Below are 23,510 nucleotides of genomic sequence, written 5' to 3'. Positions count from 1 at the left end.
CAACGGCCGCGTTTTTCACGCTAGGGCGGCTCGGGACCTATGTCCATGACGGCCGAGGACGGTTGTCCCGTTGCGTCGGATTGGGGTGATTCGGTGGTCTAGTCGACCCGGAAAATGATCGATGATTGTCGGACGTGGCTGCTGTCGTGGGGGTATGTCCTCCAGCTCACCAGCCATCGAAGCGATCGACCTCGTGAAGAAGTTCGGTGACCACGTCGCCGTCGACCGCGTCAGCTTCTCGGTGCCCACCGGCTCCGTGCTCGGCGTCCTCGGTCCCAACGGTGCCGGCAAGACCACCACCGTGCGCATGCTCACCACGATGTCCCGGCCCACCAGCGGCACCGGCCGGGTCGCGGGCCACGACATCGTCAAGGAGCCCGACGCGGTGCGTCGCAGCATGGGGCTCACCGGCCAGTCGGCGACCGTCGACGAGCTGCTCACCGGCCGGGAGAACATCCGGCTCATCGGCCGGTTCGCCGGGTTGAGCGGCAAGGAGGTACGCCGGATCGGCGACGACCTCCTCGAGCGGTTCTCGCTCACCGAGGCCGCCGACCGGACCGCCAAGACCTACTCCGGAGGCATGCGACGCCGGCTCGACCTCGCGGTCAGCCTGGTGGCCACCCCGCCGGTGCTGTTCCTCGACGAGCCGACGACCGGGCTCGACCCGCGCAGCCGCACGGACCTGTGGGACGTGCTCCGCGGCCTGGTCCGCGACGGGACGACCCTGCTGCTGACGACGCAGTACCTCGAGGAGGCCGACCAGCTCGCCGACAACATCGTGGTCATCGACCGCGGGCAGATCATCGCCGAGGGCACCCCGACCCAGTTGAAGGACCAGGCGGGGCGGGCGAGCGTGGTGGTCCACGTGACACACGCGTCCGACCTCGGCTCCGCCGAGGGGATCCTCCGGCAGTTCACCGACGAGGTCCACGTCGACCACGGGGCACGGCGGATCGCCGTCCGTGCGACCGGGCTCCAGGACATGCTCGCGATCGGTGACGCGATCTCGCGGGCCGCGATCGAGGTCGACGACCTCGGTCTCCAGCGCCCCAGCCTCGACGACGTCTTCCTCCACCTCACCGGTCACACCGCGGAGGACGTCTCGACCGACGACCAGCCCGAGCTCGAGGAGGCGGTCCGATGACCACCCTGCACGCAGTCCACTCCGACGCCGGGTTCGCACGCGAGACGCTCAAGCCACCCTCGTTCCTGGGCGCCTGCGGTCTCGTCGTCCGGCGCAACCTGCTCCACATCCGACGGATGCCGGAGCTGCTGCTCGACGTGACGATCCAGCCGGTGATGTTCGTGCTGCTGTTCGCCTTCGTGTTCGGCGGGTCGATCGCCGTGCCGGGCGCGGAGGGTGGCTACCGGGAGTTCCTCATCCCCGGGATCATGGCGCAGACGATGATCTTCTCCTCGTTCATCGTCGCGATCGGGCTCGTCAACGACCTGCAGAAGGGGTTCGTCGACCGGCTCAAGGCGCTGCCGATCGCGCGCTCCTCGATCCTGGTCGGCCGCAGCCTCTCGAGCCTGATCCACTCCAGCATCGGCATCACGATCATGGCGATCACCGGGCTGGCGATCGGGTGGCGGATGCGGGAGGGGTTCTTCAACGCCGTCCTGGCCTTCGCGCTGTTCCTGCTCGTCGGCTTCGCGATGATCTGGATCGGGATCCTCGTCGGCTCGATGTTCGACTCCGTCGAGGCGGTGAACGGATTCATGTTCACCACGATGTTCCCGGTCACCTTCCTCGCGAACACGTTCGTGCCGACCGAGGGGATGCCGGACTGGCTGCAGTTCGTCGCCGAGTGGAACCCGGTCTCCGCGCTCACCCAGGCGGCGCGCGAGCTGTGGGGCAACGGCCCCGAGGCGCCGGCCACCGCCGCGTACCAGCTCCAGCACCCAGTGCCGTTCACGATCATGTGGGCGCTGCTGATCACCGCGATCATCGCGCCGCTCGCGCTCCGGGCGTTCCGTCGTCGGTCGCGCGACTGACCGTCGTCCGCGGGTACCGTCCGGTCCATGAGGCCGGCCGGTGCACGCGGGCGTGGGGGAGCCCCCACGCGGGTGGTGGTGCTCGGCGTCGTCGCGCTGCTGCTGGTGGTCGGCTGCACCTCGTCCGGTGACGGCGCCGACCCCGGTGCCGGGCAACCCTTGTCGGAGTCGCCGGCGGCCTCGGACTCGCCTGATGAGTCGGAGTCGCCCCCGGCCACTCCCTCAGCCACGCCCTCGGCCACGCCGTCGTCCGGCTCGCCGTCGCCGGCCGAGTCCGGACTCCCGGCGTACGAGTCGTCGATCAGCCGCATCGATGCCGCGCTCGAGCGGCGGATGCGGTGGAGCCACCGCGACGGCTGCCCCGTCGCGCTGGACGACCTGCGCTACCTGCGGATGAGCCACATCGACTTCAAGGGCAACGTCCGTCAGGGCGAGATGGTCGTCCACGCCGATGTGGCGGAGGACGTCGTGGCCGTGTTTCGGGAGCTCTACCAGCAGCTGTTCCCGATCGGGCGGATGGTGCTGGTCGACGAGTACGAGGGCGACGACGACCGGTCGATGTCGGCCAACAACACGTCGGCGTACAACTGCCGGCGGGTGGCCGGGACCGACCGCTGGTCCGAGCACGCCTACGGCAAGGCGATCGACATCAACCCGGTGCAGAACCCGTACGTGAAGGACGGGACGATCTCACCGATCGAGGGATCCCGGTTCGCGGACGTCGACCGGAGTGCTGGTGCCTCGACCCGGTTCGGCGTCATCAGCGACGACGACCCCGCCGTGCGCGCGTTCCGTCGGATCGGCTGGGTGTGGGGCGGCACCTGGAACAGCTCGAAGGACTACCAGCACTTCTCCGCGTCAGGGCGTTGACGGGAACGGCGTCAGCCCGGAGCAGCCGCGGAGGGCGTCCCACGCGCGCAGCGCGTCGACGCGGTCCTGGCCCTGCCGGGGAAGCGGGACGCCGCTCGACTGGATCAGCGTCGGGTGGAACCGGTGGCGGACCACCTCGCCGTCACGCACCCGGAGCGTCAGCACCCCGGTGTCCGGCCGGTAGTTGTGGTACCAGATGAAGTCCGCGAGGCCGTAGGCCACGTAGGTGCTGCCCAGCCACCCCGCGCCTTGGAGCACGTGCGCGTGGCTTCCGACGACCACGTCCGCACCGGCCCGCGAGAGCGCTCGCGCCATCCGCTGCTGCCGCGGGTCCGCGCAGGTGCGGTGCTGCTGCCCCCAGTGCAGGTAGACCACGACCAGGTCGCCGGCCTCGTCGGCGCGGCGGACCGCGGAGAGCAGCCGGCGGTGCGGCTCGATCGCCACGGCGATGCCGGCGGTTGTCTCCGTGGCCGCGAACCGCTTCGCGGTGTGCTCCGGACGGCTGCTGACGCCGAAGACACTGATGCTGGTGCCGGCGATCTCCGCGCGGTACGGCGCGAAGGCTGCCTCGATGTCCGGGCCGATCCCGACCACCGGGAGCGGCCCGCCGTCGATCGCGGCGAGCGTCTCCCGCAGCCCCGAGCGTCCGTAGTCGGCCCCGTGGTTGTTGGCCATCGTCACCACGTCGACCCCGGAGGCGGCGAGCAGGTCGAGCGCGGCGGGGGAGGTGCGGAAGGTGTACTGCTTCGGCTCCGGTTGACCACCGGTCGCGATCGCCGTCTCGAGGTTGACCATCATCAGGTCGGGGGCGCGGAGGAGCTCGGTCACCGGGCCGAGCGGGCGGCGGGCGTCGACCCGCTCGAGCCACTGGGCGACGTGGCGCTCGAAGTGGATGTCGCCGGCGAAGCCGAGGGTGATGACGGAGGGAGGCGGCTCCGGCGGAGCAGGCTCCGGCGTCTGGGTCGCGGTGGGGGCGGCGCGTGGGGGCGGTGGGTCGTCGTTGTCCGAGCCACCGCCGTCGCAGCTGGCCAGCAACCCGACGGCCAGGAGCAGGGCGAGGACGAGAGCGGCGGTGTTCCGCGTGCGCTGGGTGACGTCCATGCGACCGCCCGGTCGGTCAGGTGGCCGCCCTCCCGGCCACGGGGCTCAACGGTAGTCGCTACGACGGTTGGGTTGTCCACAGAATTCCGTTCGGAGGCACGATCTCTGTCGGTGCCGGCTGGTGGAGTAGCTCCATGACCAAGACACCACCGCTCCTCGCAGCGCTGCGAGCGGCGCACGCTGCACTCGACGAGGCGGTGGTGCGGGACGAGCGCGGACGTCGGTCCGGCTGGGTCACTGCGGAGGGGATGCTGCCCGAGCAGTTGTCCGAGACGCTTCGCCTCCAAGCCTCGCTCGAGGGGCGGGTGGGCGGCCTCCGGCTGCACGTGGTCGCGGCGGCGGACCGGAGCGGAGCTCCCGAGGACACCGCGGCCACCGACACAGCAGCGTGGGCGGCGGCAGCCGGACGCAACCGCGCCCGCTCGTGGGGAGGCGTGTGGCTGGCGAACCTGCTGGAGGAGAAGTACCTCCAGACCCGTGCAGCGCTCGTCGACGGTCGGATCAGTGAGGAGCACGCCGCGATCATCGTGCGCGCCGCGGAGTCGGCTACCGAGTCCGTCGCCGAGCTGGTGCCCGGCGGCATTCCGGTCGAGGAGCTCGAGCGCTGCGAGAAGGAGCTGATCGGCAAGGCGGAGCAGCTGTGCCCGCGTCGGCTCCGCCGTGCTGCCCGCAGGATCCTCGAACCGCTGTCGAAGCGGCTCGCTGACCAGCACGAGGGCGACCAGCTGATCGAGCAGGAGCGGCGTGCCGAGCGGCGGACCTGGCTCCAGGTCAGCGACAACGGCGACGGGACGTGGACCGTCCGCGGCGAGCTGCCCGAGGCGCAGGCACTGATGCTCAAGCAGGCCTGCGAACGGCTCAGCGCGCCGCGGCGCAAGAGCACGGACGCGGCCGGCAACGTCGTCATCGACCCGACCGTCCCCACCCACGGCGGCATGAGCTTCGCCGAGCGGATGGGGCTCGCCTTCTGCGAGCTCATCGAGCACGTGCCCACGACGGGGCACCACGTCGGCCGCTCCGAGTTCCTGCTCCCCGTCAACATCGACGCCGACAAGCTGCGGGAGGGATACGGCGCCGGCACTCTGGACACCGGAGTGACGCTGAGCCACGAGCAGGTCCGTCGGCTCGCCTGCGAGGCGAGGCACATCCCGCTCGTGTGGGGTGGCAAGTCCGTCCCGCTCGACCTGGGAACCTCGCAGCGGCTCTTCACCTGGCAGCAGGCTGCGGCGCTGGGGGCGATCCACGACAGCTGCCCCGCCAAGGGGTGCGAACGACCGTTCGCCTGGTGCGAGCTGCACCATCGACAACCCTGGCCCGAGGGCGGGCCGACCGACCTCGAGAACGCTGCGCCGCTGTGTGGCCACCACCATCGCCGGGTGCACGACTCGAGGTACGAGCACGAGTGGCTCCCGGACGGGAGCATCCGCTGCCGGCACCGATGGCCGAGCAGGTGGAGGGGCGGTGTGGATCCCTGGGCGGACCATCCGGCGGCGCACCGGGGTGCCGCATGAGGCGCGCGTCAGTCGATGACGCGCAGCCTGATCGTGCCCTCGATCGACTGCAGCGCCTCGCAGACAGCAGGGGTCAGCTCGGAGTCGGTGTCGGTGACGACGTACCCGAGCCGGCCGCGGGTGGCGAGCACCTGGCCGCCGACGTTGACGTCGCCCTCGGCGAGCACGTTGGTCAGCGCCGCGAGGACGCCGGGGTGGTTCTCGTGGAGGTGCGCGATGCGCTGGGCGTGGTCGGACCGCGGGGCGGCGAGCATCGGCAGGTTGACCGAGAGGGTGGTGGTGCCGAGCCGGACGTAGTCGCGGAGCTTCGTGCCGACGAACCGGCCGATGTCCTCCTGCGCCTCCTCGGTCGAGCCGCCGATGTGCGGCGTGAGGATGACGTTCGGCAACCCGCGCAGCGGCGACTCGAACCGGTCACCACGCGTCTTCGGCTCCACGGGGAAGACGTCCACCGCGGCGCCGGCGACGTGGCCGGACTTCAGCGACTCCGCGAGCGCGTCGTAGTCGACGACGAAGCCGCGGGAGAGGTTGAGGAAGAGCGAGCGCGGGCGCATCCGGGCGAACTGCTCGGGGCCGAAGATCCCCGCGTTCCCGGCCCGGCCGTCGACGTGGAGGGTGATGGTCTCCGACAGCTCGAGCAGCTCGTCGAGCGAGGAGCACCGCTTGGCGTTGCCGAGCGCGAGCTTCTCCTCGGTGTCGTAGAAGAACACCCGCATGCCGAGCGACTCGGCGACGACGGAGAGCTGCGAGCCGATGTTGCCGTAGCCGACGATCCCGAGGGTGCGACCGCGGACCTCGTGGCTGCCGGTGGCGGACTTGTCCCAGACGCCCTCGTGCATCGCCCGGTCCTTCTCGGTGAGCCGGCGGGCCAGCGCGATGATGTTCGCGATCGCCAGCTCGACGACCGAGCGGGTGTTGGAGAACGGAGCGTTGAAGACGCCGATGCCGTGCCCGGACGCCGCGGCGAGGTCGATCTGGTTGGTGCCGATGCAGAAGGCGCCGACCGCCACCAGGTCGGGGTGGGCGTCGAGCACGCGCTTCGTCACGTTGGTCTTCGAGCGGACCCCGAGGAGCTGGACACCGTCGAGGGCCTCGATCAGCTCGTCCTCGCTCAGCGCGCCGAGGCGAGTCTCGACCTCGATCCCGTCGTCTGTGAGGATTCGAGAGGCCAGGGGGTGCAGGTTCTCCAACAGAAGTGCTCTCACGTCCACGACTCTCTCAGGTGCAGCTCCCGGCCACACGCCCGCCCCGATCCGCGAGACAGCTGGCGGAGGTGGTTGCGCGATGTGTTGGGATCGAACCCCCCAGACGTCCACGGATCTGAACGCCTCTGCTGTGGCGCACCCCCGGCGGACCTCCCTACAGTCGTGGGAAGGGATGAGCACACGCGGAGGTGGCACCAGCAAAGCATCCGACGCGGAACGGGGCGTGCTCCACGATGGGTGGGTCGAGCAGGCGGCTCCGCCGTCCGAGGCGGCGGAGCCGTTCGACCCGGAAGGCTCCAAATCTCCTGAGGCCACCGCAGCCCCGTGGGGAGGCGCCCGGCCCGGATGTCCGTGGTCGAGCGCCAGGAAGGGTCTCGGGAACCCCCCTCCGGGGCCCTTCCGCTTTTTTAGGTTCTTCTGACCCATCCCTGGGTCATTTCCGGCCGGGGAGGACGGGGCGGTGGCCGCCGAGGTTGAGCATGGCGAGCGCGATGAGGGCGTCGGGTGATCTGAATCCGAACGCGACGCGGGTGATGAGTCGGATCTTGGCGTTGACCGACTCGATGCGCCCGTTGGACAGGCCGTGCTCGTGGAGGCGAGGATCGCTTCTCGGTGTTTGACGATGCGCCGTTGGAGGTCGACGAACGCCTGGATCCGTGACCGACGTGCCCAGCCGATCCATGCCTCCGGAGCGTCGGGGGCTTTTTCAGCGGGCAGCTGGAAGACCAGCCGCAGCCCTTCCTTGGACCGGTAGGCCCGGTGGAGCCGAGGATCGTTCTTCGCGATCCACGCCAGCTTCACTGTCTGGTAATTGCTGAGGTTCTCTGGGTTCTTCCATAACGCCCAGCGCGCGTTCTTCAGAGCGCGGGCGTAGCCCTTCGCCTGATGTTGAGGCCGGCCGTGGGCAGCTCCGACGTAGCGGCTGCCACCGGCTGCGCGTCGAGCGGTGTTCCAGGCCTCGCGGCGCACCGCGTCCAGGGCTTCGGTGGCGGCCCAGCGCACGATGTGGAAGGGGCCCGCGCACCGCACCGCGTTGAGGCAGCGTTCACGGACCACCGCCTCGATCCAGTCAGCTCCGTGGGCCGAGACGTGAGTGATCGCCGCGCAGCGGTCCTCACCGACCGCCGTGCCCGAGGCTGCCAGTGCGTCGAAGAAGCCGTGCAGCGTGGCCTTGTCCTTACCCGGCGCCGCCCAGACAAGGCGGCCGGTGTCGTGGTCGACCACCACAACCAGGTAGCGGTCACGCTTGTAGGAGATTTCATCGATCCCGATTCGCCTCAGCCCGGCGAACCTGTCCTGGACGGCATCGACGTCATTTCAAACCCGGGTGATGACCGCACCGACGGTTCTCCAGGCGATCCTCATCAGCTCGGTCACCGCGGTCTTGGAGCACTGGGTGGCCAGCCAAGCGACCTGGGAGTCGAAGGCACGGGTGTGGCCGGCGGCATGGCGAGCCCACGGCACCGCCCGCACGGTCGGGCCGTGCTTGCGGCAGTTCACTCGCGGGGCATCGGCCTCAAGCCAGACCGGGACAGTGCCCAGGCCCAAGGCCCGCCAGCGGCGCCGACCCTCACCGTGGTCATAGTTCGGTGCACGACGTAGGCATTTCCCGCACCGCCCAGCTGCTCGACGTGCCGGCCGCAGAGAGCGATGAGTACGCCGTCGTCCTCGTCGAACTCGACCGACTCGATGACGTCTTCTCGACCCCCAAAAGGGCGCGCTACAAGGTGGCGTTCTGCACGCCGTCCTCCGCTCGATGGTTCCTGTTCCTAGACCGCTCAGAAACCTTGACAGGGAACGGCGTGCTCGACTCTCCGGCGCGCTCAGGCATCCACGGATGGGTCAGGAGAACCCCCTTCTTAGGGTCAACCGCGGTGCAGCAGGCGGACCGCCTGCTCGCGGTCCCGCGCCTGGAGCTTGCGCACGACGCTGGAGACGTGCACGCGCACCGTGGTCGCGGTGATGAAGAGCGACCCGGCGACCTCCTCGGTGCTGCGCCCCTCGGCGAGCAGCTCCATCACCTCCCGCTCGCGCTCGGTGAGCCGGGAGTCCAGGCGGGCCCTGGACGGGATCATGTGCCGGTGGCGCCGGAACTCCTTCAGGATGCGAGTCATCAGGGCGGGTGAGAGCGCCGGTCGGCCGTCGAGCACGGCGCGGAGCTCGGCCGCCAGGTCGTCGAGCCCGGCGCTCTTCACGAGGTAACCCTTGGCTCCCGCCCGCACCGCCTCGAAGAGGTCGGCGTCCTCCTCCGAGGCTGTGAGCATCACCACCGTGGTCCCGGGGAGGGAGCGGCTCAGCACGCGGGCCGCGTGGATCCCGCTGCCCGGCATCTCGATGTCCAGGAGCACGACGTCAGGCCGCAGCCGCGTCGCGGCCTCGATGGCCCCACGCGCCGTCGCCGCCTGTCCGACCGCGTCGAAGCCGGTGCCGCTCAGGAGCTCGACGATGAGGCTGCGCGTCGGCGCGTGGTCGTCGACGACGACGACGGTCGTGGGGGCCGTCCCGAGGATCGGGACTTCTTCGTCCGCGTTCACCATGTGATCTCGACCTCCGTCCCCCGGCCGGGCGTCGAACGCACGTCGAAGTCGGCTCCGAACGACATCGCGCGTTCCCGCATGCAGCTCAGCCCGTAACCGCCGCTGGCTCCAGGGGATGCGATTGGTTGCGAGCGGGTGAACCCGCCTCCGTCGTCACGGACGGTCAGCCGGGCCCGGCCGCCGGGGAGCGCCAGCAAGGAGACGTCGATCCTCGAGGCGTGGCCGTGCCGGACGGCGTTCGCCATCGCCTCGCCCACGATTCGCACGACGTCGTGCGCGGCACCGGGGGGCGCCGCGACGGCGTCGTCGAGCCGCACCCCGACCGCGACGCCGTACCGGCCGCCGAGCTCACGGACGTGCGGCTCGAGCGCCGAGACCAGCCCGCGGTCGCTCCGGGGCACGACCGTGTGCAACGCCGTGCGCGCCTCCAGCAGCGCACGGTCGCACGCCTCGACCACCATGCGCCGGTCGACCGTCTCCCGCGTGGAGGCGGCGGCCCGCAGGAACGCGAGCTCCTGGATGACACCGTCGTGGAGCTCCCGCGCGAAGCTCCTCCGCGCGCGCACCGCCTCGCGCCTGCACTGCAAGCTGTAGTAGCGCTTCACCTCCCCGGCGGAAGCCATGACTAGCGTGAGGCAGCTCGCGAACCACAAGGCATCGGCGGAGGAGAGCCACGTCGTGTACAGCGTGGGGACGGCGAGGTACTGGAGGTGGGCGAAGGCGCCCAGCATGCAGGCCGGGCCGAGAGCGCGGACCACGGGGTCCTGCCCGTGGCGGGACTGCGCGGCGAACTCGAGCGCGGCGACGAGGAGGAGCGCGGCGGTGCAGGTCAGCGCGGCCTCGAGCCAGGGGTGCTGCGTGGGCAGCTCCCGGGGCACGGCGGTGCTCGGGCCGTAGTCGAGCGCGTCGGGGAGGGCCCTGCGCACCAGCCAGCCGAGGGCGACCAGGAGCGCCAGCGACGCCGCCGTGAGCCCTGCCCCGGTGAGCACCCTGCTCCGTCCGACCCGACGGCTTGCGGAGGTCCCGGCGCTGAGGACGATGAACCCGACCCCCACCAGTCGGACGGCCTCGGCGCCCCACACGGCCAACCGCGTGGCCTGCGGCGGCGCGACGATCTCCACGCCGTACTTCACGAGCCACCCGACGACGCCCAGCAGGGCGACCCCGGTGGCGAGCCGCCAGTCCTTCAGCCGGCGGGTGCGTCGCACCCGGGCGAGAAGCAGCAGCACGAGCAGCATGCTGCAGCAGGCAGCGACGGACTGGACGGCCACCAGGGCGCGACCCGAACCCGCGCCGGTCGCGGCGTCCCCGACGACCAGCGTCGACCCCACCACCAGCGCACCGATGGCCGCGGCCACCCAGGTAGCGAGCAGGGCCGGCGCCGCGCCCGGCCCGCTGTCGGCGGGCTCGGCCGCCGGTGCCCGGTCCTTACCTCGTCCGAGGCCGAGCCCCTCGGTCGTCCTGGCTCTCTCACGTCCCGAGACGGTCACTGGCATCCCCCACCTGTCCGGCGTCCCGGCGTACGCCGAGCCGCTGCACCAGCCCCAACCAGAAGCCGATGCCCCACCCCAAGTGCATCGAGGCGAACGCCAGCGGGAGCCGGCTCCGCTCGTGCATCCCCTGCAATCGCGAGCCGCACCGCACGCTCTCCAGGCCCACCGCCAGGAGGTACGGCGCCACCATCGCCAGCGCCACCTCGGGCCGCCGAACGCCGCGCACGGCCGCCAGGGCCGCGTAGAGCACGAACGCCGGCGGCATCACGTGCCGGGGGCTGATCGACCGAGGGTGCAGCAGCGCCACGTCGACCTTGCCCGCGCCGTAGCGCCGGTACTGGCGGAACAGCTCCGCCGTGGACTCCCGGCACCGCCAGGCGATCCGCATCCGTGGATCGAAGAGCAGGCGGTGGCCGTGCTCCCTGATGCGGTAGTCCAGCTCGAAGTCCTCGTTCGCCGTGATCCTCTCGTTCCAGCCGCCGAGCTCCTTCAGCAGCGGGACGGGGTAAGCGCCGAACGCCACGTGGTCGGTCTGCTGCTCACGGGTCCCGTGGTGGTACAGGCTGTTGCCCACGCCGAGCTTGCTGCCCATCGCCACCGCGATGGCCCGCCCCGCGGCGCTCGTCGCGTCTCCGTCCTTTCGTCCTCCGACTCCGCCCCACCGGCCCTCGCGCAACCGCTCGACGGCGAGCGCGACGTAGTCGGGAGGGATCGTCGAGTGCGCATCGACCCGCACGAGCCAACGTCCACGCGCGTGACGCAGTGCCAGGTTGAGCGACGACGGGATGTTGCGGCGGGGGTGGGACAGCAGCTCGATGCGCCGGTCCCGCTCTGCGCGCTGGCGGACGACCTCGGCCGTGCGGTCGGTCGACCCGCCGTCGACCACGAGGATCTGAAGCTCGGTGTGCTCCTGGGCGCACACCGAGTCGAGGCACCTACCGATGAAGCGTTCCTCATCGGCGGCCGGCACCACCACGGTCACCAGGTCCGAGCCCCCCACAGCTCAGGACCACCAGCGCTCGACGGCAGCAACCCGGGATGGACCATCTCCGTCTCCAGGACCCATGCGTCCACCGGCGGAAGTGACAGCCCGTGGTCTGAACTGCGCAACATCCATCGCCCCGACTCCTTGCTCCCGAGTGCTCGAGCGTCGTTCGCTCATCGTGCGCTCGGGGCCACAGGTCAGCAACCGTCGAACATCCTGGACCGGACAACCTGGGACATCGCCGGGACCTCCGGCCGCCACGGCCGGTCCCGCGGGCTAGTCCAGGACCGGGTCCGGGGGCCCTTCGCTCGCTGGTGCACCGGCTCATCGCCTGTGTAGCGTCAACGGCGTGCGGCCAAGTGACAACGCCCGTCGTGCGGCGGACAGGGTTCGTCACCACCTGCGGCGTCCGCTCGCACGGACGCCGTACGTGTGGGACCTGGCGATGTGGTTGCGACCGGAGAAGCGGCAGACGTTGGCCGGTCGGCACACCGCCCTGGTGATCGACGGCTTTCTGCGGTCCGGCAACACCTTCAGCGTCGCCGCCTTCGTCGTGGCCAACGGCGCGGACCTGCATCTGGGCCGGCACTTGCACGGTGGACCGCACCTGCTCCGGGCAGCTCGGCTCCAGGTTCCTGCGGTCCTCCTGATCCGACGCCCGTCGGATGCGGTGGCGTCGTACCTCGTCCGGCGGCCGACGCTGACCGTCCGCGACGCGTTGCTGGAGTACCTCGACACCTATCGGACGGCGTGGCGGGCCCGTGACGACTTCGTCGTCGCGACCTTCGACCAGGTCGTCGACGACTTCGGTGCCGTCATCGAGCGTGTCAACAGCCGCTTCGGCACCGGGTTCGTGCGTTACCGACCCACCGAGGAGAACGAGGCCGCGGCGTTTGCGCTCGTCGAGGAGATGAACCGCCGGGAGTGCCGCGGGGAGGTCGTCGAGACCCACGTCGGTCGCCCTTCCCCGGCACGGGAGGGCGGGAAGGCGCGCGTGCGCGCCGACCTCGCGCACCCGGACGCCCAGCGGCTGCTCGCGGAAGCAGAGGAGCTGTACGCGCGCTACGCTTCGCTGGCGGGCGAGGCCACGCGCAACGGGTACCCGTAGCGCAGCAGGAACGGCATGGTGGCAGCTTGCACGACCGCCCTGTCGCGCCGGCTCATCCCGGTGCGCCACCGGTCGTCGGGACGGATCACGACCGGACCGGACCGGAACCGGTCCGGGTTGCCCGACAGCGTGTGGTTCGTGCCGAGCACGACCGAGCGCTGGTCGTCGACGGGCGGCTCGTGGGCGTCGCCCACGAGCTCGAGCACCTGCCGGACGCTCTCACGAGGCCGCTGCGCGAAGTCCTCGTAGCGCAGGAAGAGCCAACGATCCGGCGGGATCCGGTGTCTCAGGGCCTCGGCGCCGACCGCGTTCTCCCACCAGCGCATCAACGTCCGGCGCATGCTGCGCGGACCCATCGCCGCCTTGCCGGTGAACTCCGGGAGCGGCTTGGAGCGGCTCCATGAGTGCACGACGGCACGGGGGTCCCGGACGATGTGCACCACGTAGTGGTCGAAGGCGCCGGTCGCGGCGAGCACCGCGGCCTCCTGCGGACGCTTCGAGGCGTCGATGACGGTGGTCGCACCCGTGACGTCCAAGAGTGCGCGAAGCATGGAGACCGTCGCGTCCGACAACGTCGCCTGCGCCTCGGTGACCGGTCGGCGACCGTCGGCGCCGGCGAGGAGTGCTCGACGGTTGCGCAGCCGGGTGGTGTCCCGCTGCGCCGTTACGACGGGGTCGAGCACCGAAGTCAGGGAGCGTCCGGACTGCTCGTGCGGCGGGATGCCGAAGGCCTGTTCCACCGCGCCCGACCAGACCGGGCAGTCGGCAGGAGGCAGCCCGCAGCCGCAGGGCCGCTGCTGGGGAAGGTCGCGTGACCACAGCCAGCGCAGTTCGCCGGCGTCGAAGAATCCGGGGACCTCACCGAGCACCGAGCTCAGCACCGTCGACCCGCTCCGGCCCGCGCCGACGAGGGACAGCACGCTGCCTCGTGCGCGCGCCGGGATGCCCTCGGTGGTCGCTCGTCGCCCTGCGTCGAAGGATTCCACGTGCCCCTCCAGCGTCGCCGTCCGCGCGGCCCCCGACGAAGACCCGATCGCGCCGACGCGCTCATCGTGCGCGCCCGGGTGCCGCTCCGCAAGATGCGAGGTACCCGGAGCCGAAGGGTCGCCGCGCACGCGTTGCCGCGTTACCTTGACTGCCCGGCACGACGCTTGGGGGACAGATGAGTCGAGTTCTGCTCGTGGGCAAGGGCGCTCCGGATCGTGGTGGCATCCCCACGTTCCTCGAGGAGCTACGCACCGGGGAGGTCGGCAGGCGGCACGAGGTGACGTTCCTCAACGTCGCGCACACCGGCGCTCCGCAAGGAGGCCAGGTAACGATCGGCAACCTGACCCGCACCCTTCGGGACGTCCTCGCCGTCTGGAGGATGGCGCGCGACCACGACGTGGTCCACGTGAACTCGGCGGTCGCGCCCGCCGTCACCGTCGCCCGTGCCGGGCTGCTCGCACTCGCCGCGCGGCTGCGCGGCGCCGCCGTCGTCATGCACGTCCACGGCGGCAACATCTCGACCTGGTTGGGCTCCCGCCGCAACGAACTGCTGCTGAAGGCCGCCATGGCGCCGGTGCACCGGGTCGTCGCGGTCTGGACAGTCGGGTACGTCGCGCTCGTCGGCGCCCTGGGGTCGGACCGCGTCCGGCTCGTCGAGAACGGGGTGGACCTCCACCGGTTCACGCCGTCCACCGGACACCACCGCCCGCCGCGCCTGCTCTACGTCGGGTTGCTCACGCCGAGGAAGGGGGTCCTCGACCTGCTGTCGGCGTCGTCCACCCTCCGTGACGAGGGATTGGAGCACGAGCTCTGGTTGCTCGGCGGCACCCCGGACGAGGGGCCTGCCGCGGCCGAACCGGTGCTCGCCGCAGCCCGTGACAACGCGCGGCTGCTCGGGACACGTCCGCCGGAGGAGATGCCGGCGGTCTACACCGGTGCCGACGTGTTCTGCCTGCCCTCGTGGTGGGAGGCGATGCCGATGTCGGTGCTCGAGGCGATGGCGTCGGGGCTGCCGGTGGTGGCCTCCGACGTGGGCGACGTGGCGCGGCTCGTGGAGGATGGCCACACGGGGTTCGTCGTCGCTCCCCAAGCGCCCGAGCAGCTGGCGGTGGCCCTGAGGAAGGTGCTGTCCGACGCCGATCGGGCACGTGCCATGGGGGCCGCCGGTCGCCGGCGGGTGGAGGAGCGCTACTCGGCAGCCAGGGTTGCCGACGCGATCTGCGAGGTCTATGCGGAGGCGGTGGGTGCGCGATGACGGTGCTCTGCTACCACGCGGTGCAGCCGGGCTGGACCGCGCCGATGTCGATGGAGCCGGCGGTCTTCGCCGAGCACGCCAGGTGGTTGGCGCGCCACCGCCGCGTCGTGCCCTTGCACGCCTACGTCGACCGGCTCGGCCTCGGGGCGGGTCCACGGTGGCGTGACGTCGCGCTCACCTTCGACGACGGCTTCGCGAGCGTGCACGACCACGCCCTCCCGCTACTCGTCGAGCTAGGCCTGCCCGCCACCGTTTTTCTTGTTGCAAGCACAATAGTGGAGCCGGGAAGGTTGGTGGACTGGGTCGACCGCCCGCCGGCGGAGCCGCTCGCGACGCTCGAGATCGACCAGATCCGGGAGATGCAGGAGGCGGGCGTCGCGTTCGAGTCGCACAGCTACTGGCACCACGACCTCACGACGCTGAGCTTCGCGGAATGCGTCGAGGACCTGCGGGCCAGCCGGGAGGTCCTCGAGGAGGTGCTCGGGCACCCGGTCAGGCTGCTCGCCTACCCACGTGGCCGGCACGACGGGGACGTTCGAGCGGCGGCGGCAAGCGCGGGGTACACCCACGCGTTCGCGCTTCCTGAGCAGCGCGAGGAGCCGGGGAGGTTCGCCGTCCCCCGGGTCGGCATCTACCACGACAACACCATCGCGCACCTGCGGATCAAGCTGGCCCGCCCCTACCTGGCAGTGCGTTCGCTCCCGGCCCTCGCAGCTTCGCGCCGCGCCTCCTCCCGCTGACCCCGGAGCCTCGGGGGCCGGTGCGCGTGCACCGCGGCGTTTACGTCGAGAGGACTATTGCGACCCGAACGCTGCGGGAGTTTCGATGGCAGCGGACGCAGGGGTTGCACGCCGGACGGCGTGCACGGCACGGGTGGTGTGGTGGCGTCCGGAGGGGGTTCTCGGGATGCCCAAGCACGGCACCGTCATGTCAAGGGAATCGGCGATCGCTGACTTCCCGGGGCAGCGGCTGCCGGCGCATGACCAGTTCGCACCTGCGCCTCCGGAGCAGGTGTCCGAACGGCCGCCGGCTCGATCCGCGAGGAGGCGGAGCCGCGTCGCGGTCTGGCTCGTCGTCGTGGACGTCATCGCTACCTGTGCTGCCTACGCGGCGATGCCGTCGGCATCGTGGATCACGGGAGGTGTCCTCGCGGGCGTCCTCGTCCTGAACGCCACCGGCGGCCGGTACCGCGACCCGGTGGAGCCCGCACTCCTGGACGAGCTGCCCGGCCTGGTCGGACGCGTGCTGGTGGTGAGCGCTATCGGCATGGCGGCTGGTGACCTGGTGGGACGCCCGCTCCGCGTCACCGCGGTGGTGATGTTTCTCGGAGTGGCATGCGGGGGGCGTCTGGTCGGTTACGTGGCCCTGCGTCGGCTGCGTCGGGCTCGCCAGGGGCGCCCCACGATGATCGTGGGGATCGGACCCGCGGGACGTCACGTCGCGGTCGCGATGCTCGACCACCCCGAGTGCGGCCGCGAGCCGGTCGGCTGGATCGATGACGAGAGCACCACCCCCACCGAGCTCGCAATGCTGCCCCTCCGCGGGCGGTCGCTGCCCTGGCTGGGCGACCTGAGCCAGCTGCCCACGCTCATGGCGAGCCACCCCGACTGGGACATCGTCGTCGCCGACACCTCGGCGGACGACCGCGCGGTCGCCGAGGCGCTGCAGAGGTGCGACCGCTGCTCGGGTGAGATCTACGTCCTGCCGCGGTTGCACCCGCTTCACGGCGACGCCGCCATGCACACGGTCAGCTCGCTGCCGTTGGTGCGGTTGCGGCGGGCGGCCCACCGCAGCCCGGCCTGGCGGCTCAAGAGGTGTGTCGACGTGGTGGTGGCCGTCGTCGCCCTGGTCCTGCTCTCGCCGGTGCTCGCCCTGTGCGCGCTGTGCGTCTACCTCGAGGGCGGACCGGGGGTCATCTTCCGCCAGGTCCGTGTCGGGCTCGACGGGCACCGCTTCGAGATCCTGAAGTTCCGCTCGCTCACGCCCACGACGGCCGAGGAGTCCGCCCAGCAGTGGTCGATCCAGGGTGATCCCCGGCTCGGGCCGGTGGGTCGGGTGCTCCGCACGCTGTCGCTGGACGAGCTTCCGCAGCTGTGGAACGTGCTCCGCGGAGACATGAGCCTCGTCGGGCCACGCCCGGAGCGCCCGTACTTCGTGCAGCAGTTCAGCAGCCAGTACCCGCACTACGCCGCCCGGCACAGGGTGCCCGCAGGGCTGACCGGGTTCGCCCAGGTCAACGGGTTGCGCGGCGACACCGACATCGCCGAGCGCGCCTGGTTCGACAACGCGTACATCACGCGGTGGTCGCTGTGGACCGACGTGAAGATCCTGCTCCGCACTGCCGTCGGCTTCGTCACCAGGGGCGACCGGTGACCCCGGCGGCGCGCGAGCTGACCACGGTCGACTTCGACCTGCACGGTTTCGCCAGGATCCGGGTGGAGTCGGCGACGGTGCGTGACGTCGCCGTCGTGCGCCGGCAGCTCGGCCTGCCGCCTTCGTCGCCGGAGGGTGAGGCGGACGTAGTAGTGCGTTTCGCCGACCGGGTCGCACCCGGGCCTCTCACCTACGTGGGGCTCCAGGACTGCGGGTTCGACGACGAGTCGTTCGTGGTGCTGCGCGGCAACGGCGGGCAGCCGACCAGGATGGTGCTGCCGTTCGAGTCGCTCAGCGGGGTTCCGATGCTGGAGTGCCAGCGCGGGACGACCTCCGTGCCGCACCTCCTCGCCGTCCTCAACCTCGTGCTGCTGGGCAAGGACGTCCTGCCGCTGCACGCGTCGGCCTTCAACGTGGACGGGCGCGGTGTCCTGGTCACCGGGTGGTCGAAAGGCGGCAAGACCGAAGCGCTGCTCGCGGCGGCCACCCGTGGGGCCCACTACGTGGGCGACGAGTGGGTGTTCCTGACCCCCGACGGGACCATGTGGGGGCTGCCCGAGCGGATCCGGCTCTGGGGCTGGCACCTCGACCAGCTCCCGGAGGTGCGGTCCGCGCGGTCGCGCGGGGAACGGCGACGGGTGAGGGCCTGGCGGTCGTTCGCGACGGCTGCGCAGGTCGCCTCGACCGCGAACACCCCGGCGTCGGGGTTGGCGCGCAAGGCGGCGCCGGTGCTCGAGCGTCAGGCCTACGTGCAGGTGCCGCCGGCGGGGCTGGTGGGCGAGGCGAAGGTGGACCTCAGCGGCTCGCTCGACGCCGTGGTTCTCGTCCTCAGCTCCACCGGTGAGGCCATCACCACCACCCCGGCCACGGCGGCGCAGGTAGGACGCCGGATGCTTGCCTCGCTCCGCGAGGAGCGCGCACCGCTGCTGGCGCACTACCGTCAGTTCCGGTTCGCCTTCCCCGACCGCAGGTGCGCCGCGCTCGAGGGGGCACCCCGTCAGGAGGCACGGCTCCTGGCACGGCTCATGGGTCGGCGCCCCGCCGCCGTCGTGACCCACCCCTACCCCTGTGACATCGCCGCCCTCGGTGACGCGGTGCTCACGGCAGCTGCGGACCTCGTCTCGGGTGGGTCCGCCGTCTCCCGGGAACCCGTATGACCGGGGGTGGGCTCCATGCCGCCGAACGGGTGCCTGGCTGGCACGCGGCGGTCTCCGTCGTCCGCCGACGAGGGCTCACTGTCGCCCTCGTCGGCGCCGACGGAGCCGGCAAGAGCACGATGACCCGCGCCCTGCGGGCGGCGCCGCTCCCGGGCCCGGTCCGGACCCTCTACATGGGGGTCAACCTCGAGGCGAGCTCGTTGATGCTGCCGACGACGCGCCTCCTCGTGGCGGTCAAGAGGTGGCGCGGTGGGCGCCCGGACCTCGTCGCGAGCCCGCTCCGGGCGGTCGAGCCCGGTGACTCGCCGCTGCCTGCCAGATTCGTGCGGTCGTCCTGGAACGTCGTGCGCTTCCTGGTCTGGGCGATGGAGGAGTGGCTGCGCGTGGCCATCGCGCTCTGGTTCCGGTGGCGCGGACGGCTGGTGGTCTTCGACCGGCACTTCGTCGCCGACTACTGGGACGCCGACATCGCCCCGACGCAGCGGCCGCGCAGCCGCTGCGCTCGCCTGCACGGGTGGATGCTGCTCCACCTCTACCCGAAGCCCGACCTCACGATCTGCCTCGACGCGCCGGCCGCCGTGCTGCACGCGCGGAAGCCCGAGTCCAATCCCGAGTGGTTGGAGGAGCGCCGCCAGCAGTACCTCGCGCTGGCCGAGCAGTCCCGCACCATGGTGGTCCTCGACGCCACCCGACCCTTCGACGTCGTGCTCGCCGACGTCGTGCGGACCGTGTGCCAGCATTGGGAGGTGGCCCGATGAGGGTGCTGGTGGCGAGCCCGTTGGACCCGGGCGCGCTCGACCTCCTCGGAAGCAGGCACGACCTGCGCGTGGTGCCCAGCCCGGGGGAGGCAGAGTTCTGCGCCTCGATCGCGGACCGGCAAGCCGTGGCGGTCCGCAGCGGCGTCGTCCTGAACGAGCAGGTGATGGCGGCCGCCCCCGACCTGCGGATCATCGTGCGCGCCGGCTCCGGGCTCGACAACATCGACCTCGGCCACGCACGGCAGCGGGGGGTGCGGGTCGTCCGGGTGAACGGGGTGTCGTCGGTGCCCGTTGCCGAGATGACCTTCGCGCTCCTCCTGGCCCTGGCCCGCAACGTCGTCGTCGCGGACCGCGAGCTGCGGTCCGGCCACTGGCCGAAGCCGCTGCTGGGTGGCCCAATGTTGCGGGGGAAGACGCTCGGGGTGGTCGGCGCCGGGCGCATCGGCGGCTTGGTGGGGGAGATGGCCCACGCCTGGGGGATGCGCGTGCTCGGCTGCGTCGCCGACCCCCGGGACGAGGCGCGGCGCGCCCTGGCGACACGCGGTGTCACCCTCACCGACCTCGACACGGTCGTGGCCGAGGCCGACTTCCTCTGTCTGCACGTGCCGCTCTGCTCCTCCACCCGCTACCTGGTCGACGCCGACCTCCTGGCGCGCATGAAGCCGGGGTCGCTGCTGGTCAACATGGCCCGCGGCGGGGTGGTCGACGAGCAAGCGCTGGCACGGGCTCTCCAGGAGCGCACGACGGTCGTCGGAGCGGCGCTGGACGTCCACGAGAACGAAGGGGAAGGCGTGCTGTCGCCACTGGCGGGGCTCGACAACGTCGTGCTCACGCCGCACATCGGAGCCATGGCGCTCGAGGCGCAGCAGATCATCGGAAGCCGCGTCGTCGACCTGATCGACGCGTTCGAGGCCGAGAGGCTGGAGCAGGAGGTGCAGGATGGCGAGCTGGTCGTCTGAGCTCGGGGGGCGTGTTCCGCCGGCAGATCGGAAGCGGAGGGCGTTGCGGGAAGGACTCGTGGGCGAGGAGCCGCTGATCGCGGTCGGCGCCCACGACGCGATGAGCGCTCGGCTCATCGATGTCAGCGGCTTCGACGCCGTCTGGGTCAGCGGCTTCGGGGTGTCCGCGATGGCCTACGGCCTGCCGGACCTGAACCTGGTGACGATGAGCGAGACGCTGGACGTGACCAGGCGCATCGACGCGGTCACGTCTCTCCCGGTCGTCGTCGACTGCGACAACGGTTACGGCGGCTTCGGCAACGTGGTCCGCACGGTCTGCGAGTTCGAGCGGGCAGGGGTCGCTGCGGTCTGCATCGAGGACAACCTGTTCCCCAAGCGGAACAGCCTGTACCAGGGCGCTGCCATCCGGGAGCTCGTGCCGACGAAGGAGCAGGCCAGGAGGCTTCGCGCGGCCAAGCAGGCCCAGGAGACCGACGGGTTCGTCCTCATCGCCAGGGTCGAGGCGCTGATCGCCGGGCACGGCGTCGAGGCTGCCTGCGAGCGGGCGGTGGCGTACGCCGAGGCCGGGTGCGACGCGATCCTCATCCACTCCAAGGACAAGACCCTGCAGCAGATCGAGGGGTTCCTCGAGGCGTGGGGCACGACCGGGCTGGACGTCCCCCTGGTCGCGGTCCCGACGCTCTTCCCTGACTTCTCCGCGACCGAGCTCAAGCAGAAGGGGTTCGCGATGGTCATCCTCGCGAACCACCCGATGCGGGCATCCGTCCAAGCCATGGAGGAGACCCTGGCGAAGCTGTCAGGTGACGGACGCGCCGCCGACGTCGACAGCGCGATCGCGGCAGTCGACCACATCTTCGAGCTCGTCCACACCCGTGAGGCGATCGAGGCCGAGGAGGCCGAGGTTCGATGAGACGTCGGCACGGAGCGACATGAGCGGCACCGCAGCGCCGGCCGTCGTCATCGGGCTCGACTGCATCACCGGCCTCCAGAGCGCGCGCATCCTCGCCGCGAGGGGTGTGCCGGTGGTGGGCGTGGTCGCCGACTCCCGGCACTGGGCCACCCGGACCCGCTCCTGCCGGGAGATCGTCACGGCCCCGCTGTCGGGGGAGCCTCTGCTCGCGGCGCTTCGCGGCATGACCCGCCGATGGGGGACGCAGCTCTTCCTGCTGCCATGCACCGACGAGGCCGTCGAGTTCCTCTCCCTGCATCGCGAACGGCTGCCGCACGGGATGGTCCTCCCGCTCGCGTCGCACGACACGGTGGAGCTGCTCCTGGACAAGGTGCGGTTCGCCGAGCACGCCGCGTCGGCGGGGCTTCCGGTGCCGAGGACGACGGTGCTGAGGGACCGCACGGACGCCGTCCGAGCGGCGGCTTGCCATGACTTCCCGGCGGTGCTGAAACCCCCGATGAAGGCCCCGGGGTGGCTCGCTCGCACCAGCGCGAAAGCCATCCCCGTGCACGACGCGGCCGAGCTGCTCGCGGTCTACGACCGGATCGAGGCCTGGACGCCGGTGCTGCTCGTCCAGGAGTGGGTGAGTGGCTCGGAGACCGGGCTGTACTCGTGCAACGCGTACTTCGATGAGGGCGGCAGCCCCCTGGTCACGTTCGTCGCTCGCAAGGTGCGTCAGTGGCCGCCGGACGTCGGCACCAGCGCCTCGGGAGAGGAGTGCCGCAACGACGAGGTGCTCGACACGCTGCTCAAGCTGTTCGGCGGGCTGGGGTTCCACGGATTCGCGTACCTGGAGATGAAGTGCGACGCGCGCACGGGGCGAGCGGTGATCATCGAGCCCAACGTCGGTCGCCCGACGGGCCGTGCCGCCATCGCGGAGGCCGGGGGTGTCGAGCTGCTGGACACGGCCTACCGCGACGCCATGGGCCTTCCGTTGCCCGCAGCCCGGGTGCAGCACTACGGCGACGCCAAGTGGGTCGACGTACGACGTGACCTCCAGGCCGCAGTAGTCGCGCGGCGCCGGGGCACCCTGTCGGCTGGTGACTGGCTCCGGTGGATGCGCGGGCACAAGGCGCACGCGATCTGGTCGGCACGTGACCCGTTGCCTTTCGTGGCCGACGTGCTGAGGGCCACTGCGCGTGGCAGCCGAATTCTGGTCAGGTCGACAACTGGGGGGAATCAATGAGGGACACCGGAATGCACGCCTCGGAGGGGGACGCGTTCTCGGCCTTGGGCTGGGGGCTGCGCCGTTACGCGTGGATCGTGCTGGCCACGATGGTGGTGCTCGGGGTGCTCGTGCCCGAGGTGCTGCACCGCAGCTCCGCGGATCGCTACGACGCACAGGCCCAGGTCGGGCCCGTCACGGCACTGACGATCCCCAACCTCGATGCGCTGCCTCGCTCCGGCGAGACGGTGTTCGCCAACGGGGCGGTCGAGGACGCCGTCCGCCGGGAGCTACGGCTGGAGAGCACCCAACGGGTGGTCCCCGACCACGTCGAGCTCGTGGCCCCGCAGGACAACCTCGTGTTCACGGTGATCGGCCACGGCAAGACGGCTCAGGCCGCGGCCAACGCGGCCAACGCCGCCGCGGGCACGTTCACCGAGGAGCTCAACCGGTACGAGGACCCGATGGGGACGTTCGCGGTCCAGCGCAGCGCTGCCGTCCCCGTCCGGCCCGCGGCCACCGTGCGGTGGCTGCCGCTCGTGCTCGCCGGTCTCGCGGCGGGAGTCGTGGTTGGTGTCGGCATCGTCACCCTGCTGATGGCGGTACGGCGGCCGGTCCTGTCGCCGACGGCCGCCTCGCGGGCGGCCGGGGTGCCGGTCCTGGCGAGCGTGGAGCTGAAGAAGGGCAGCCGGGAGGTGCCGGGGCTGGCGCAGGTCTGCCACCGACTCCTGCACCAGGACGCCCGGGTCGTGTTCGTGACGGGGCCCGACTCGGCAGCCGCCGAACGTCGCCGGCTGGTCGCCGAGCTGTTCAAGATCTTCCAGAGCCTCCCGGTACGGCTCCCGAACGGCGAGCCCGTCACGCATCCCCGCATCGTCGACGACCCCACGACCCCCGAGCTGGCTACCAGGGGCGAGGACGCGTTCACGCTGATCGTCGTCCCCCTCGGTGCCGCCCTCGGTGCCGTCGTGCGTCACGCCGAGCACCACGTCATCCCCGGCGCCACCGCCGTCGTCCTCGTCCGCCGCACGAGCGGGCTCCGCACGTCGCTCCTGCGCCTGTCGGGCGTCGGAGCGTTGGTCACCAGACGGGCCTGAGCGTC

20 protein-coding genes and 1 pseudogene are annotated in these 23,510 nt (G+C 71.3%); 14 read left to right on the top strand and 7 right to left on the bottom strand.

The features are described 5' to 3' along the window. The first annotated feature begins 154 nt into the window (after positions 1 to 154). From FIP57_RS07940 to FIP57_RS07930, 3 genes are read left to right on the top strand one after another with little or no spacing between them, the layout of a single operon-like run. Positions 155 to 1,144 (top strand): ATP-binding cassette domain-containing protein, encoded by a 990-nt coding sequence (locus FIP57_RS07940; RefSeq protein ID WP_148572973.1) that lies wholly within the window; start codon positions 155 to 157, stop codon positions 1,142 to 1,144. Beyond that, positions 1,141 to 1,995, top strand: coding sequence for an ABC transporter permease (locus FIP57_RS07935; protein WP_148572972.1), 855 nt, complete (start codon positions 1,141 to 1,143; stop codon positions 1,993 to 1,995). The genes FIP57_RS07940 and FIP57_RS07935 overlap by 4 nt, the downstream gene beginning before the upstream one ends. A gap of 27 nt (positions 1,996 to 2,022) precedes the next feature. Continuing rightward, the gene (locus tag FIP57_RS07930; protein WP_148572971.1) at positions 2,023 to 2,865 is read left to right on the top strand and encodes a M15 family metallopeptidase; all 843 of its coding nucleotides are present in this window, start codon (positions 2,023 to 2,025) and stop codon (positions 2,863 to 2,865) included. Here the strand turns inward: FIP57_RS07930 and FIP57_RS07925 are convergent. After that, positions 2,854 to 3,966, bottom strand: a complete 1,113-nt coding sequence (locus FIP57_RS07925; protein ID WP_148572970.1) for a CapA family protein — start codon at positions 3,964 to 3,966, stop codon at positions 2,854 to 2,856. The two genes, FIP57_RS07930 and FIP57_RS07925, sit on opposite strands and share 12 nt — an antisense overlap. A 134-nt stretch (positions 3,967 to 4,100) precedes the next feature. Between FIP57_RS07925 and FIP57_RS07920 the strand changes: the two genes are divergently transcribed. Next, positions 4,101 to 5,477 (top strand): HNH endonuclease signature motif containing protein, encoded by a 1,377-nt coding sequence (locus tag FIP57_RS07920; RefSeq protein ID WP_148572969.1) that lies wholly within the window; start codon positions 4,101 to 4,103, stop codon positions 5,475 to 5,477. An 8-nt stretch (positions 5,478 to 5,485) separates the two neighbouring features. Here FIP57_RS07920 and serA read toward each other — a convergent pair whose 3' ends face one another. The 5 genes and pseudogenes from serA to FIP57_RS07895 form a co-directional block, all read right to left on the bottom strand. Further along, positions 5,486 to 6,682: a phosphoglycerate dehydrogenase gene (gene serA, locus FIP57_RS07915; protein ID WP_203231112.1), complete on the bottom strand. Its 1,197-nt coding sequence runs from the start codon at positions 6,680 to 6,682 to the stop codon at positions 5,486 to 5,488. A gap of 433 nt (positions 6,683 to 7,115) precedes the next feature. After that, a pseudogene (locus FIP57_RS07910) lies at positions 7,116 to 8,393 on the bottom strand (ISL3 family transposase). Between the two features lie 154 nt (positions 8,394 to 8,547). Continuing rightward, entirely contained in the window at positions 8,548 to 9,219 is a 672-nt protein-coding gene (locus FIP57_RS07905; protein ID WP_148572967.1) for a response regulator transcription factor, read from the bottom strand. After that, a complete protein-coding gene (locus FIP57_RS07900; RefSeq protein ID WP_148572966.1) occupies positions 9,213 to 10,715 on the bottom strand; it encodes a sensor histidine kinase in 1,503 nt (500 codons plus the stop codon). The genes FIP57_RS07905 and FIP57_RS07900 overlap by 7 nt, the downstream gene beginning before the upstream one ends. Then, complete coding sequence (locus FIP57_RS07895) at positions 10,690 to 11,712, bottom strand: glycosyltransferase family 2 protein (RefSeq protein WP_148572965.1); 1,023 nt, start codon at positions 11,710 to 11,712, stop codon at positions 10,690 to 10,692. The genes FIP57_RS07900 and FIP57_RS07895 overlap by 26 nt, the downstream gene beginning before the upstream one ends. A 334-nt stretch (positions 11,713 to 12,046) precedes the next feature. On the opposite strand from FIP57_RS07895, the gene FIP57_RS07890 reads away from it, so the two are divergent. Next, positions 12,047 to 12,805 carry a hypothetical protein gene (locus tag FIP57_RS07890; RefSeq protein WP_148572964.1) on the top strand — a complete coding sequence of 253 codons (759 nt, stop codon included), beginning with the start codon at positions 12,047 to 12,049 and terminating at the stop codon, positions 12,803 to 12,805. On the opposite strand, the gene FIP57_RS07885 is transcribed toward FIP57_RS07890, so the two are convergent. After that, a complete protein-coding gene (locus FIP57_RS07885) occupies positions 12,760 to 13,791 on the bottom strand; it encodes a sulfotransferase (protein ID WP_162529711.1) in 1,032 nt (343 codons plus the stop codon). The two genes, FIP57_RS07890 and FIP57_RS07885, sit on opposite strands and share 46 nt — an antisense overlap. Positions 13,792 to 13,967: 176 nt before the next feature. Between FIP57_RS07885 and FIP57_RS07880 the strand changes: the two genes are divergently transcribed. The 9 genes from FIP57_RS07880 (at position 13,968) to FIP57_RS07840 (ending at position 23,505) form a co-directional block, all read left to right on the top strand. Then, a complete protein-coding gene (locus FIP57_RS07880; RefSeq protein WP_148572962.1) occupies positions 13,968 to 15,047 on the top strand; it encodes a glycosyltransferase family 4 protein in 1,080 nt (359 codons plus the stop codon). Next, a complete protein-coding gene (locus FIP57_RS07875; RefSeq protein ID WP_148572961.1) occupies positions 15,044 to 15,787 on the top strand; it encodes a polysaccharide deacetylase family protein in 744 nt (247 codons plus the stop codon). The genes FIP57_RS07880 and FIP57_RS07875 overlap by 4 nt, the downstream gene beginning before the upstream one ends. Positions 15,788 to 16,124: 337 nt before the next feature. Further along, positions 16,125 to 17,420: a sugar transferase gene (locus FIP57_RS07870; protein WP_203231111.1), complete on the top strand. Its 1,296-nt coding sequence runs from the start codon at positions 16,125 to 16,127 to the stop codon at positions 17,418 to 17,420. Continuing rightward, on the top strand, positions 17,417 to 18,577 hold the full coding sequence (locus FIP57_RS07865) for a phosphoenolpyruvate carboxykinase (ATP) (RefSeq protein WP_148572959.1): 1,161 nt from the start codon (positions 17,417 to 17,419) through the stop codon (positions 18,575 to 18,577). The genes FIP57_RS07870 and FIP57_RS07865 overlap by 4 nt, the downstream gene beginning before the upstream one ends. After that, positions 18,574 to 19,335 (top strand): nucleoside/nucleotide kinase family protein, encoded by a 762-nt coding sequence (locus FIP57_RS07860; RefSeq protein ID WP_148572958.1) that lies wholly within the window; start codon positions 18,574 to 18,576, stop codon positions 19,333 to 19,335. Before FIP57_RS07865 ends, FIP57_RS07860 begins: the two co-directional genes overlap by 4 nt. After that, the gene (locus FIP57_RS07855; RefSeq protein WP_148572957.1) at positions 19,332 to 20,294 is read left to right on the top strand and encodes an NAD(P)-dependent oxidoreductase; all 963 of its coding nucleotides are present in this window, start codon (positions 19,332 to 19,334) and stop codon (positions 20,292 to 20,294) included. The genes FIP57_RS07860 and FIP57_RS07855 overlap by 4 nt, the downstream gene beginning before the upstream one ends. A 58-nt stretch (positions 20,295 to 20,352) precedes the next feature. After that, entirely contained in the window at positions 20,353 to 21,204 is an 852-nt protein-coding gene (locus FIP57_RS07850) for an isocitrate lyase/phosphoenolpyruvate mutase family protein (protein WP_162529710.1), read from the top strand. 19 nt (positions 21,205 to 21,223) lie between these two features. Beyond that, entirely contained in the window at positions 21,224 to 22,429 is a 1,206-nt protein-coding gene (locus FIP57_RS07845; protein WP_148572955.1) for a carboxylate--amine ligase, read from the top strand. Next, entirely contained in the window at positions 22,426 to 23,505 is a 1,080-nt protein-coding gene (locus FIP57_RS07840) for a hypothetical protein (protein ID WP_148572954.1), read from the top strand. Before FIP57_RS07845 ends, FIP57_RS07840 begins: the two co-directional genes overlap by 4 nt. Positions 23,506 to 23,510 lie beyond the last annotated feature (5 nt).

The sequence above is a fragment of the Nocardioides caldifontis genome, assembly GCF_008087345.1.
GTDB lineage: Bacteria > Actinomycetota > Actinomycetes > Propionibacteriales > Nocardioidaceae > Marmoricola_A > Marmoricola_A caldifontis.
Note: the sequence above shows the minus strand (reverse complement) of the source record. Positions and strands in the feature narration are given on the sequence as shown.

Bases quoted from the DNA above. Each gene is read 5' to 3' on its own strand.
- FIP57_RS07855 (WP_148572957.1), top strand. From the start codon at position 19,332: ATGAGGGTGCTGGTGGCGAGCCCGTTGGACCCGGGCGCGCTCGACCTC.
- FIP57_RS07935 (WP_148572972.1), top strand. From the start codon at position 1,141: ATGACCACCCTGCACGCAGTCCACTCCGACGCCGGGTTCGCACGCGAG.
- FIP57_RS07875 (WP_148572961.1), top strand. From the start codon at position 15,044: ATGACGGTGCTCTGCTACCACGCGGTGCAGCCGGGCTGGACCGCGCCG.
- FIP57_RS07940 (WP_148572973.1), top strand. From the start codon at position 155: ATGTCCTCCAGCTCACCAGCCATCGAAGCGATCGACCTCGTGAAGAAG.
- FIP57_RS07845 (WP_148572955.1), top strand. From the start codon at position 21,224: ATGAGCGGCACCGCAGCGCCGGCCGTCGTCATCGGGCTCGACTGCATC.
- FIP57_RS07860 (WP_148572958.1), top strand. From the start codon at position 18,574: ATGACCGGGGGTGGGCTCCATGCCGCCGAACGGGTGCCTGGCTGGCAC.
- FIP57_RS07880 (WP_148572962.1), top strand. From the start codon at position 13,968: ATGAGTCGAGTTCTGCTCGTGGGCAAGGGCGCTCCGGATCGTGGTGGC.
- FIP57_RS07925 (WP_148572970.1), bottom strand. From the start codon at position 3,966: ATGGACGTCACCCAGCGCACGCGGAACACCGCCGCTCTCGTCCTCGCC.
- FIP57_RS07905 (WP_148572967.1), bottom strand. From the start codon at position 9,219: ATGGTGAACGCGGACGAAGAAGTCCCGATCCTCGGGACGGCCCCCACG.
- FIP57_RS07930 (WP_148572971.1), top strand. From the start codon at position 2,023: ATGAGGCCGGCCGGTGCACGCGGGCGTGGGGGAGCCCCCACGCGGGTG.
- FIP57_RS07920 (WP_148572969.1), top strand. From the start codon at position 4,101: ATGACCAAGACACCACCGCTCCTCGCAGCGCTGCGAGCGGCGCACGCT.
- FIP57_RS07840 (WP_148572954.1), top strand. From the start codon at position 22,426: ATGAGGGACACCGGAATGCACGCCTCGGAGGGGGACGCGTTCTCGGCC.
- FIP57_RS07900 (WP_148572966.1), bottom strand. From the start codon at position 10,715: ATGCCAGTGACCGTCTCGGGACGTGAGAGAGCCAGGACGACCGAGGGG.